Raw genomic sequence first — 11,656 nt, forward strand, 5'->3', positions numbered from 1 at the left:
TAGTCCGCGTTCTGTCTGCAGATACGAAGAACCGGCCAGCGCGGCGTCTTTTCAACGCGTCACGCTGGCCGGTCCGATGATGTCTTTACTTCTTGATCGTGGCGGCTGCGGCCTTGTCCGGGCTCGGCGGGAAGGAGGCATCCTTCTTCACGCCGCGGAAGAGATCCAGCGCATAGTTGAGCTGGAGGTCGTCCTTGGCTTCCGGCGGCACGTAGGCGACGGAACCGGAACCTTCGTCCGTTTCGGCCGCGCCCTGGATGTGGCCGCGCAGGCTCGATTCGCCTTCAGCCCTGACCTTGCCCTGCAGTTCCGGCGGCAGCGGCTGTTCTACCTTGATATCCGGCTGGATGCCGGTGCCCTGGATCGACTTGCCCGACGGCGTGTAATAGAGCGCGGTGGTCAGACGCAGCGCGCCGGCATCGCCGAGCGGGATGATCGTCTGAACCGAGCCCTTGCCGAAGGACCGTGTGCCGAGAACCGTGGCGCGGCGCAGATCCTGGAGCGCACCGGCGACGATTTCCGAAGCGGAAGCCGAGCCGCCGTTGACGAGCACGATGACCGGCTTGCCGTCGGTCAGGTCACCCGGGCCAGCGTTGAAGCGGCGGGTCTCTTCGGCATTGCGGCCGCGGGTCGAAACCACTTCGCCACGTTCCAGGAAGGCGTCGGAAACGTTGATCGCCTGGTCGAGCAGACCGCCCGGGTTGAGGCGCAGATCAAGCACGTAGCCCTTCAGCTTGTCGGCCGGGACGTCTGCCTTGATCTTCTTGATCGCCTTTTCGAGGTCGTCATAGGTCTTTTCGGTGAAGGAGATGACGCGGACATAACCGACATCCCCGCCTTCGACGCGGGACTTCACGGCGCGCACTGCGATGATGTCGCGTACCACGGTGATGTCGAGCGGCTTATCGGCGCCCTGGCGGATGATCGTCAGCTTGATCGGGGTGTTGACGCCGCCGCGCATCTTCTCGACGGCTTCTTCGAGCTTCAGGCCGCGCACCGGGGCGCCGTCGATCTCGGAGATGTAGTCGCCTGCCAGAATGCCGGCCTTGGAGGCGGGCGTATCGTCAATCGGCGCGATGACCTTGACGAGCTCGTTTTCCATCGTGACTTCGATGCCGAGGCCGCCGAATTCGCCACGCGTCTGCGTGCGCATGTCTTCGGCATCCTTGGCATTCATGAAGCTGGAATGGGGATCGAGCGAGGTCAGCATGCCGTTGATGGCGTTCTCGACCAGCTTTTCTTCATCCGGCGGCGTCACGTACTGGGCGCGGACCCGTTCGAACACGTCACCGAAGATCGACAATTCCCGGTAGGTCGAAGGGCCGGCGGCCTGCGCCGGCACACCGGCCGAATAAATCACGCTCATCGCGGTCGCACCCAAGAGTGCACCGACGATGACAAGAGAAGCCCTACGAATCATTTCGTGCCCTTCCAGTTTCTTTCGAGGTCCACCACGGTTTGGAATCGACCGGTGTGCCATCTTTTCGGAATTCAATGTAAAGCGTTGGACGATCTGTTTCCAGCGCCAATGCGGTTGCGCTTGCCACTCTTTTCTCACCCATCACAGCAATGGGTTCGCCCGCGAAGACGAACTTGCCCTGCCGCGCATTCACTTCATCCATGCCGGTCAGAACCAGATGGTATCCGTCTCCGGCATTGAGGATGATCATCTGTCCGTAACTCCGGAAGGCACCGGCGAAAACCACCAGGCCATCTGCCGGCGCCGTCACCACGGCACCCGCATTCGAAGCAACTGTTATGCCTCTTGCCGAATGCCCCGTCCCGTCGGCGTCGCCGAACCACCGCAATACATCTCCGGCAACCGGAAGCTCCAGCTTCTGCCTCAGACTCGAAAACGCGTATGCGGGCGCAATGCGGTTTTTGTCGGGCACGCCGCTTTGGGCGAGCTGCTTCGCCTTTTCGCGCTCGGCGTCGGACATCATGCGCTGGCGCTCTTCCTCGGCCCGCGCCCGGTCGATTGCGTCGCGCACGGAGGCGATTTCGCCTTCGAACGACTGGATGAGGTTCTCAAGCGTGGTGGCGCGTCCGGCAAGCTCCTCGGAGCGGCGGCGCTCGGCGTCGAGATCGGCCGTGTTGCGCTTGTTCAACTTTTCGTTTTCGGCGAGCAGGAGGTCCATGCGTCGGTCTTCTTCGAGGCTCGCCGCGATGGTGTTGGAGACATTTGTCTTCTCGGTCATCGCCGAAGCCTGGAGAGAGGCCAGTGACTGAAGGTCGGCGACGAGCTTGTCCGCCTCGTGGCGCATGCCGGGAACGACGGCGCCGAGCAGGATCGCGCTTCGAACCGAGGCGAGCGCATCGTCGGGCGTCACCAGAAGTGCGGGCGGCGGATTGCGGCCCATGCGCTGGAGGGCTGCGAGCACTTCGGCCAGCACGGCGCGGCGGCCGCGCAGGGAGGTGCGGATACCGTCCTCCTTGAGCTTCAGTTCGGTGATCTTCTTCTCGCTATCGAAAATCTTGGTTTCCAGGCTTTTGCGGCGTGCTGCCGATTCGATCAGCGCCTGGCGGATATCGGTGGTGTTCTTCCTGATCTCGGCGATGTTCTTTTCGATTGCGGCGGTCCTGTCGCCGGAAATCTTCATGGTCTTGGTCAGAACTTCGAGTTCGCCGCGGGTCTCATTGCGCCGGCGCTGCAGGTCGGCAGTCGGATCGACTGGGGAGGGCGCTGCCGGGGGGGGAGTCGGCGCGTTCTGGGCGCGTGCGGTATCGGATACATGAAGGGGCGGGACCAACGCCAAACCGAGACCCGCCGCCAGAAGCAGCGCCCGCCGGTACGATGTGATCCTGGTTGTCCGCATTCTCGCTCCGCTAATCGCCGGATCGAGAAAGCCTAAGCTGATTTGCCCGACGAGGCCACAAACAACATCGTGTTTGAAGGTAAACGATCGTTTAAGCTCTGTGGTACGGATGGCCGGAGAGAATGGTAACGGCGCGATAGAGCTGTTCGGCAATCAGGATGCGCACCAGTTGATGCGGCCAGGTCATCGAGCCGAGGTTGAGGACAATGTCGGCCCTGTCGCGGAGGTCGGGATCCAGCCCGTCGGCACCGCCGATCGCCAGCATCATGTCGCGTTTGCCGTTGTCGCGATATCGGCCGATCAAGCCGGCAAGGGCCTCGCTGTCGAGCGCTTTTCCGCGTTCGTCGAGAAGGATGAGAACTGCGCCTTCGGGAAGCGCCTTTTCGAGCGCGCCGGCTTCTTCGCGCTTGCGGGTATCGGCATTCGCCGCACGGCTTTCCTGGATCTCGATCAGTTTGGACAATTCGAGACCCACCGCCGGGCCAGCCTTGGCGAAGCGGTCGAGATATCGGGACGCAAGTTCCTTCTCCGGTCCGGTCTTCAGCCGTCCCACGGCGAAAAGGCTTATTCGCATGTCCTGATCCGTTGATTTTGGGGCCGAAAGCTTCACCCTGCGGCGGGTTCCCACCCAGCCGCGTGATTTCGACCTCAGTCCGACCAGCTCAGGGCATGCCCGAACCCGTCAGTGCAGCAGTGTGCCTTCCTGGATATCCGGCGTGGCCCACATCTTTTCGATGTTGTAGAACGCGCGGATTTCCGGCCGGAACACGTGGACGATGATGTCGCCGGTGTCAATGAGCACCCAGTCACCGGTTTCCTGCCCTTCGACGCGGGCGGTTCCCAGCCCCTCGTCCTTCAGGTCGGAAATCAGGTGATCGCTGATCGCCATGACATGCCGGTTCGATCGACCGGAGACAACGACCATGTAGTCCCCGAGCGCTGATTTTCCAACAATGTTGATGGTGACGATATCTTCAGCTTTGGAGTCCTCGAGGCTTGCGAGGACCAGTTCGAGAGCACGGGCAGCAGCATCGGCGCCACGTTCCAGGCTCTGCGGGAGAACGGAGGCCGTCCTTCCCTTGGCGTGTACTGTTGTCAGGGTTTGTCCTTTCATCCAGGTAACAGCAACAAGCACTAATGCGAATCCGATTCTAACTCGGCCGCAACCATATAGTTGGCATCGAATTATTAATCTTTCAAGTAAGCGTCCGCAAAGGTGATAGAAAGATGTAGACCTTTTGTCGCCGCGTCAGGGCCGGCGATTAATCGGATTTCTGTCCGTTTGCGGCGCGGATCGCCGTGGAACTCAGGGCCGAACGCGGGCCGTGGATGAAGGTCCAGGCCGGCGCGCGCCGCTTCCAGAGCGTGCCGGCGTCATCTTCGTCCACACGGGCGTAATCGAAGGTGCGGGCCATTTTCGACGACAGGAACGACAGGGTCGCCCCTGGCCGGTCGATGACCGCGATCGGGAAAGTCGAGGCAATCGTTTGCCATTTCTGCCAGTGGTGGAAGGTCTTCAGACTGTCGGCGCCCATCACCCAGACGAAATGCACGAGCGGGTTCTTGGCTTTCACGAAGGCCAGCGTATCGGCGGTATAGGATCCGCCGAGCGTCTTTTCGAAAGCGGTGATCTTGATGCGCGGATCGTCGATCAACTTTTCGCTCATCGCAAGCCGGTCGCCGAGCGAAGCAAGTTCGGAGCGGCTTTTCAGCGGGTTGCCGGGGGTTACCATCCACCAGAGCTGGTCGAGGCCGAGGCGCCTCAGCGCGATCTCGGCGACCAGGAGATGGCCCTCATGGGGCGGATTGAACGAACCGCCGAACAGGCCGACGGCCATGCCCCGTTCGGCATGCGGCATGACCAGATATCGGCGGTCGATCGTCTCTTCCGTCACGCGCGGTCAGGGCCGGATCTGGCCGGTGCCGTGCACCCGGTATTTGAACGAGGTCAGCTGCTCGACGCCGACGGGGCCGCGCGCATGCATCTTGCCGGTCGAAATCCCGATCTCGCCGCCCATGCCGAACTCGCCGCCATCGGCGAACTGGGTGGAGGCATTGTGCAGCAGGATGGCCGAATCGAGCTCGTTGAAGAAACGCCACACGACCTGCGGATCCTCGGCGATGACAGCCTCCGTGTGGTTGGAGGAATAGGTGTTGATGTGGCGGATGGCGCCGGAAATACCGTCGACGATCGCGACCGAGATCACCGCATCGAGATATTCGGTGCGCCAGTCTTCTTCCGTCGCAGGCTTGAAGCCCGGAAAGACCTTGAGAACGGTGGCCGAGGCGCGGATTTCACAGCCGGCTTCCGTCAGTGCTTCCAGGATCGGCATCAGATGTGTGCCGATCCCCGCGCTGTCGACCAGCAGGGTCTCGGCCGCGCCGCAGACGCCGGTGCGGCGCATCTTGGCGTTGACGATGATCTTTTTCGCCATTTCCAGGTCTGCTGAAGCGTCGACATAGATATGGCAGAGGCCTTCGAGATGGGCGAAGACCGGCACACGCGCCTCGTTCTGGACGCGGGCGACCAGGCTCTTGCCGCCACGCGGCACGATGACGTCGAGCGCGCCGTTAAGGCCCGACAGCATGGCGCCGACGGCGGCGCGGTCGGTGGTGGGTACGATCTGGATCGCATGTTCCGGAAGCCCGGCAGCCTTCAGTCCGGCGACGAGGCAATCGTGGATCGCCTCCGACGACTGGGCCGAGTCGGAGCCGCCGCGCAGGATCACGGCGTTGCCGGCCTTGAGGCAGAGCGCGCCGGCATCGGCGGTGACATTCGGGCGGCTTTCATAGATCACGCCGATGACGCCGAGCGGGGTGCGGACGCGCTCGATATGGAGGCCGTTCGGGCGGTCCCAGGCGGCGATGACTTCGCCGACCGGATCCTTGAACTCGGCGATCTCGCGCAGTGCCTGCGCCATGCCGGCGATCGACTTTTCGGTGAGCGTCAGCCGGTCGATGAACGACGGCAGAAGGTCCTTGCCTTCGACATTCTTGAGATCCGCGGCATTCGCGGCAAGAATCCTGTCCTTGGCGGCAAGGATGGCATCCGCCATGGCGTTCAGCGCCTTGTTCTTCGCTTCGGTCGAGGCTGTAGCGAGCTGGCGGGCCGCCGACTTGGCGTTCCGACCGATCTGATCCATCACAGCGGCGACGTCGCCCGTTTTCGCAACCATATCAAGCATGGGCGGCATCCTCCTTGCGATCTTCTTTTTTGGCTTTGCGCTTCGCCGGCCCCGTCATCACCAGGTCGTCGCGATGGACCATGGCGGCGCGGCCGGCATAACCGAGGATCGCCTCGATCTCGCCCGACTTGCGGCCGGTGATCTGGCGGGCCTCCTCGGCATCGTAGCTCACCAGCCCGCGGGCGATCTCGCGACCGTCGATGCCGATGATCGCGACCGTGTCGCCGCGATGGAAATGGCCGTCGATGCGGCGCACGCCCGCAGGCAGCAGGCTCTTGCCGGTGCCTAGCGCGTTTTCGGCGCCTTCGTCGACGAAGAGTTCGCCGGCCGGCTGAAGCTGCCCCGCAATCCACGTTTTTCGCGCCGTGACCGGCGTTCCCGATGGTGCGAACCAGGACGAGCGGGTGCCCTGCTCGATGGCGCGCAGCGGATGATCCGTCTTGCCGGATGCGATGATCATCGCGCAGCCGGCACCGGTAGCGATCTTGCCGGCATCGATCTTGGTGCGCATGCCGCCGCGCGACAGTTCGGACGCAGCGCCGCCGGCCATGGCCTCGATCTCCGGGGTGATCGCCGGGACGATCTCCAGGAATTGCGCATCGGGGTCGAGATGCGGCGGGGCCGTGTAAAGGCCGTCGATATCGGACAGGAGCACGAGCAGATCGGCGCTGGTCATGGTGGCGACGCGGGCGGCAAGGCGATCGTTGTCGCCATAGCGGATTTCGGTGGTGGCGACCGTATCGTTCTCGTTGATGATCGGCACGGCGCCGATTTTCAAAAGCTGGTTGATGGTGGCGCGGGCGTTCAGGTAACGGCGGCGCTCTTCCGTATCGCCCAGCGTCAGCAGGATCTGACCTGCCACGATCTTGTCGCGGGAGAGGCTTTCCGACCAGGCCCGGGCAAGCGCGATCTGGCCGACGGCCGCCGCCGCCTGGCTTTCCTCGAGCTTCAACGCGCCGGAGGGCAGGTCGAGCACGGTGCGGCCCATGGCGATCGCGCCCGAAGACACGACCAGGACGTCGATGCCTCTCGCCTTCAACGCGGCGATATCGGCGCAGATGGCGTCGAGCCATTGCGACTTCAGGCCCGTCTTGCGATCGACGAGCAGCGCCGAGCCGATCTTGATGACGATGCGGCGATGGCTGGCGAGCGGTTTACGGACAGCCGTCATGCGTCCTCGTCCTCATCGAAATCCTGAATGGGGGTCGAGCGATCGGGCAGCGCGGTCTCATTGACGCCGCTTGCCTCGACGATCACGTCACGCAGCGCGCGCAGTACCTCCGTCATGCCCTTGCCGGTGACGGCGGAGATCAGGAACGGCGTCTGACCACAGGCCTTTTCCAGCTCTTTCGCCTTCTTCTTCAGTTCCTTGTCGTCGAGCACGTCGATCTGCGACAGCGCCACGATGACCGGCTTGTCGATCAGGCCGCCGCCATAGGCTTCGAGCTCGTGTTTCACCGTCTTGTAGGCCTTGCCGACCTTTTCCTCGACGGAGGAGACCAGATGCAAGAGCACGCGGGTGCGTTCGACATGGCCCAGGAACCGGTCGCCGATGCCGACACCCTCATGGGCGCCTTCGATCAGGCCGGGGATATCGGCGAGCACGAACTCCCGACCGTCGATAGTGGCGACTCCGAGATTGGGATGTAGCGTCGTGAACGGGTAGTTGGCGATCTTGGGACGGGCGCGGGTGACGCTGGCAAGGAAGGTCGACTTGCCGGCATTCGGCATTCCGACGAGGCCGGCATCGGCGATCAGCTTCAGCCGCAGCCAGATGGTCTTTTCCTCGCCTTCGAGGCCCGGATTGGCCCAGTTCGGCGCCTGGTTGGTCGCACTCTTGAAATGAGTGTTGCCGAAGCCGCCATTACCGCCCTTGGCGAGCCGGAACGTCTGGCCTTCGCGGGTCAGGTCGATGATCAGTGTCTCGTTGTCTTCCTCGAAGATCTGGGTGCCGACCGGCACTTTCAACGTCACGTCGCCGCCATTGGCGCCGGTGCGGTTGCGGCCCATGCCATGGGTGCCGGTCTGGCCCTTGAAATGCTGCTGGAAGCGGAAATCGATCAGGGTGTTGAGGCCGTTGACGGCCTCCACCCAGACATCGCCGCCGCGCCCGCCGTCACCGCCGTCCGGCCCGCCGAACTCGACGAACTTTTCCCGCCGGAACGAGACTGCGCCCGCGCCGCCGTCGCCGGAGCGGATATAGACTTTTGCCTCGTCGAGAAATTTCATCTTGCAACCGTCAGTCTTGTGTTAGTCGGGAAGTCTGCCGTTTTAGGTCGGGCACCCAGTGCATGTCGATGGAGGTTTCGATATCGTCGGTTGGGGCGGAGGTCAAAGAATATCATGAAGTTCGTCAGCTATAACATCCAATACGGGATAGGCATGGACGGGATGTTCGATCCCGAACGTATTGCCGCGCGTATCGAGGGAGCGGATGTGATCGCGCTTCAGGAAGTGACGCGCGGTTTTCCCAGGAACGGTCATGTCGATCTCGTCACCTGTTTCTCGGATCTCTTTCCGGAGCATTTTCATGTCTATGGCGCGCCCTGCGACCTGCTGCTCGACGTCTTCGTCGAGAATGGCCGCCGCGTCGAACGCCGCTTCCAGTTCGGCAACATGATCCTGTCGCGCTGGCCGATCCTTGCCACGCGCCATTTCCTGCTGCCCCGCAGCCGCACTGTGGAGATGCTCAACCTGCAGCGCGGCGCGCTGGAAGCGGTCATCGTTGCGCCTGGCGGGCCGCTTCGGGTCTATTCCGTCCACCTCGATCATGTCTCCCCCGACGAACGGCTCGGCCAGATTCGCTATCTGAAGGAGCGGGTGCTGAACTTCGTCTCCGAGGGGGGCTCGCTGACCGGTGCCGCGGAAGAAGGTTTCCCCGATCTGCCGCTGCCGGAGGATTTTCTGCTGATGGGGGATTTCAACATGGAGCCGGAATCGACCGAATATATTGCGTTGACGGGTCAGCGGGACCGCTATTACGGCCGCACCCTGCGCGCCAACGAACCCGTCGACGTGCTGGATCGCCTCGGATTGCTGACGCCGGAAAGTTATACCTGGGCGAAACCGCCGGGCGACGGGCCGATGAAGATGCATCTCGATCATTGCTTCGTGAATGCGGGCCTGGTGCCGCGGCTGAAAAACGCCTGGGTCGACAATGAGGCGCTCGGTTCCGACCATTTTCCGCTCTGGGTCGAGGTCGAGTGAGGGCCGGCGGAGTTTCCTCCGCCGGATTTTTGTTATCTGAGCGTCACGGTCGTGCAGGCCGCTGGAAGTCCTCGGGCAACAGCATGGTCTCGATATGCGGCACCATGCGGTTGCGGGAGGTGCTGAAGAGCTGGTTCGCATCGACGATTGTGAAGCCAAGCTTCTTCTGGACGTTCAGCGAGGCCAGATTGTCCGCGAATGCCCCGGAAAACACCTGCGCTTCCGGCATCCGCCGGAAGAAACGTTCCAGCGTCGCGGCCACCGCTTCGGTCATGTAGCCCCGATCCCAGTAGAGCCGGTTCAGCCAATAGCCAAGCCGCCATTGACCGCGTCTCGGCTCCAGACCGACCATGCCGATATGGATGTCATCACCGGTGGTGATCGCCAGCGTCCAGTCCGGCAGGATCCCGGACGCATGCGGGACGAGCCAATCCAGCGCGTCCTGGCGGTCATAGGGCTGCGGCACCCGCGCCAGCATGCGGGCGACCTTGAAATCGCCGAGCGATTCGGCAATCGCCGTCGCATCGGTGATCTTGTGCGGGCGAAGCACCAGCCTTTCCGTGGTGATGACCGGGCAGGGGCCTGGCATCGTTGCGGTCGTGCTCGTCTTCTGGAGAACGGCGGCGTTCATCGCAGTTCTCCCCAGCTTCTCAAGGACATCCAGGTCTTGCGGTCGAGCCGGAACCATTCGACCGCGACCATGCCGCCAAGCGCCAGGCAATCGATCATGCCGGTGCCCTGAAACTGGAAGCCGCATTTCTGGATCACCCGCCGGGATGCGATGTTGGTCACCCGGCAGCGGGCATCGATATGGTCGATGTTGTTGCGGGTCCGGAAGGCCATGTCGATCAGGGCATGGGCGGCTTCCGTGGCGTAACCCCTGTTCCAATAGGGTTCGCCCAGCCAATAGCCGAGTTCGAGCGTTCTCTCGTCCTGTTGCGGCTCAAGTGCGCAGCAACCGAGAAAGGCGCCGTTGTCTCCTCGCGTGATGGCGTAGACGCATTTGCCAATCTCGCCGGCCTTCGTGCGTCGCACGAAATCGGCTGCGTCCTTAGCCGTATAGGGATGCGGCATACGCGACACCATAGTCGCGATATTCGCATTGTTGGCGAGATGGGCAAGTGCGTCGATGTCTTCTTCGTGGGGGGTGCGCAGAACTAACCTCTGCGACAATAAGACGGGGCAATCGCTTCTCGACCGGTCGGGTCTTAACCGTTCCTCTGGCGGCCGGGATTGGCTCGCCCTCAGTAATTCGCCTTGCATGTTCAGTCCTCCTGTTGGGGGTAAAGAAAAAGGGAAGATGGTGGTGTCCCATCTTCCCTTTTTCTGACTGAACCTTTGGGCGTTCAGCCGGGTCGATGTGACACCGGCTGCTTAAAACGCTTGCCGGCTTTATTCTGCTGCTTCGGCTTTCGGCATTACGGACACGAACACACGACCATTGGCCTTGGTTCGGTAATTCACATTGCCGGCGGTAAGCGCAAAAATGGTGTGGTCCTTACCGAGGCCAACGTTCTGGCCCGGATGCCACTGCGTACCGCGCTGGCGCACGATAATGTTGCCCGGAATGACGGCTTCGCCGCCGAACTTCTTCACGCCAAGGCGCTTGGAATTCGAATCGCGACCGTTGCGCGACGAACCGCCAGCTTTTTTATGTGCCATTGGAGTTCTCCTTTACCCTTCGAAACCCGTTGTTAAGCCAAGATGTCCGTGATGCGGACGACCGTGTGATGCTGGCGATGACCGCGAATCCGCTTGGAATTCTGACGGCGACGCTTCTTGAAGGAAAGAACCTTCTTGCCGCGATTATGCTCGACCACTTCGGCCTTGACCGTCGCACCCGCAACGAAGGGTGCGCCGAACTTGGCATCGGCGCCAACGCCGACGACCAGGATTTCGTTGAATTCTACAACTGAACCAGCTTCGGCTTCCAGCTTTTCGATGGTGAGCACGTCGTTGGCTGCCACGCGGTACTGCTTACCGCCGGTCTTGATGACTGCGAACATTTTTTATCCTTTCATGTTCGTTTCCGGCTCTGCCTTCATAAAAGGCGGCCGTCTTTTTATCAGTCGGGCTCTAGCAGGGTTTCGAAAGAGGTGATCTTTAAAACTTGTCTGCCGGTGGAATTCGTGTGGCGGTTCCAACAACCTCCACACAAACAAAGAGGCATGGATACTTTTCCACGCCTGATCGCGAGCGGACATACGCGAGCGACAAAAAACTGTCAAGACGAAAGGATATAAAGACTTGATATTCGCCCCTTGCCAGCCCCATGTTTGCCCGCTATGAGAACGCCCGCGCTGACCAACGCGTCATCATGCTCAAGCGGAGAGGTGGCTGAGTGGTCGAAAGCACCGCACTCGAAATGCGGCATACGGGCAACCGTATCGTGGGTTCGAATCCCACCCTCTCCGCCATTGGGTGATCCACTCTTCCCCAATTTCCTGC

General features: G+C 61.9%; 13 protein-coding genes and 1 tRNA gene. 2 read left to right on the forward strand and 12 right to left on the reverse strand.

Annotated elements, in window-relative coordinates:
• Positions 1 to 85 precede the first annotated feature (85 nt).
• From PMI07_RS05555 to obgE, 8 genes are all read right to left on the reverse strand, one after another.
• On the reverse strand, positions 86 to 1,420 hold the full coding sequence (locus tag PMI07_RS05555; protein WP_024163586.1) for a S41 family peptidase: 1,335 nt from the start codon (positions 1,418 to 1,420) through the stop codon (positions 86 to 88).
• A complete protein-coding gene (locus PMI07_RS05560) occupies positions 1,410 to 2,816 on the reverse strand; it encodes a murein hydrolase activator EnvC (protein ID WP_007772350.1) in 1,407 nt (468 codons plus the stop codon). The genes PMI07_RS05555 and PMI07_RS05560 overlap by 11 nt, the downstream gene beginning before the upstream one ends.
• A gap of 91 nt (positions 2,817 to 2,907) precedes the next feature.
• A complete protein-coding gene (gene rlmH, locus PMI07_RS05565) occupies positions 2,908 to 3,390 on the reverse strand; it encodes a 23S rRNA (pseudouridine(1915)-N(3))-methyltransferase RlmH (RefSeq protein WP_007772351.1) in 483 nt (160 codons plus the stop codon).
• Positions 3,391 to 3,498: 108 nt separating this feature from the next.
• Positions 3,499 to 3,930, reverse strand: coding sequence for a ribosome silencing factor (rsfS, locus tag PMI07_RS05570; RefSeq protein WP_037085273.1), 432 nt, complete (start codon positions 3,928 to 3,930; stop codon positions 3,499 to 3,501).
• Positions 3,931 to 4,078: 148 nt separating this feature from the next.
• On the reverse strand, positions 4,079 to 4,675 hold the full coding sequence (locus PMI07_RS05575) for a nicotinate-nucleotide adenylyltransferase (protein ID WP_081760638.1): 597 nt from the start codon (positions 4,673 to 4,675) through the stop codon (positions 4,079 to 4,081).
• Positions 4,676 to 4,717: 42 nt separating this feature from the next.
• Positions 4,718 to 6,001, reverse strand: coding sequence for a glutamate-5-semialdehyde dehydrogenase (locus tag PMI07_RS05580; RefSeq protein WP_007772354.1), 1,284 nt, complete (start codon positions 5,999 to 6,001; stop codon positions 4,718 to 4,720).
• Positions 5,994 to 7,172: a glutamate 5-kinase gene (gene proB, locus PMI07_RS05585; protein ID WP_024163587.1), complete on the reverse strand. Its 1,179-nt coding sequence runs from the start codon at positions 7,170 to 7,172 to the stop codon at positions 5,994 to 5,996. Before proB ends, PMI07_RS05580 begins: the two co-directional genes overlap by 8 nt.
• Positions 7,169 to 8,230: a GTPase ObgE gene (gene obgE, locus PMI07_RS05590; protein WP_024163588.1), complete on the reverse strand. Its 1,062-nt coding sequence runs from the start codon at positions 8,228 to 8,230 to the stop codon at positions 7,169 to 7,171. Before obgE ends, proB begins: the two co-directional genes overlap by 4 nt.
• 114 nt (positions 8,231 to 8,344) lie before the next feature.
• Here obgE and PMI07_RS05595 point away from each other — a divergent pair, with 114 nt between their 5' ends.
• Entirely contained in the window at positions 8,345 to 9,208 is an 864-nt protein-coding gene (locus PMI07_RS05595) for an endonuclease/exonuclease/phosphatase family protein (protein ID WP_007757402.1), read from the forward strand.
• Between the two features lie 43 nt (positions 9,209 to 9,251).
• On the opposite strand, the gene PMI07_RS05600 is transcribed toward PMI07_RS05595, so the two are convergent.
• From PMI07_RS05600 to rplU, 4 genes are all read right to left on the reverse strand, one after another.
• A complete protein-coding gene (locus PMI07_RS05600) occupies positions 9,252 to 9,839 on the reverse strand; it encodes a GNAT family N-acetyltransferase (RefSeq protein WP_007757407.1) in 588 nt (195 codons plus the stop codon).
• On the reverse strand, positions 9,836 to 10,471 hold the full coding sequence (locus tag PMI07_RS05605; protein WP_007757409.1) for a GNAT family protein: 636 nt from the start codon (positions 10,469 to 10,471) through the stop codon (positions 9,836 to 9,838). The genes PMI07_RS05600 and PMI07_RS05605 overlap by 4 nt, the downstream gene beginning before the upstream one ends.
• 129 nt (positions 10,472 to 10,600) lie before the next feature.
• Positions 10,601 to 10,870, reverse strand: coding sequence for a 50S ribosomal protein L27 (gene rpmA, locus PMI07_RS05610; protein ID WP_007757411.1), 270 nt, complete (start codon positions 10,868 to 10,870; stop codon positions 10,601 to 10,603).
• Between the two features lie 32 nt (positions 10,871 to 10,902).
• Complete coding sequence (rplU, locus tag PMI07_RS05615) at positions 10,903 to 11,214, reverse strand: 50S ribosomal protein L21 (RefSeq protein WP_007757413.1); 312 nt, start codon at positions 11,212 to 11,214, stop codon at positions 10,903 to 10,905.
• 321 nt (positions 11,215 to 11,535) lie between these two features.
• On the opposite strand from rplU, the gene PMI07_RS05620 reads away from it, so the two are divergent.
• Positions 11,536 to 11,625 (forward strand) — tRNA-Ser (locus PMI07_RS05620).
• Positions 11,626 to 11,656 lie beyond the last annotated feature (31 nt).

Origin of the sequence: Rhizobium sp. CF080 (genome assembly GCF_000282095.2) — a bacterium.
Taxonomy (GTDB): domain Bacteria; phylum Pseudomonadota; class Alphaproteobacteria; order Rhizobiales; family Rhizobiaceae; genus Neorhizobium.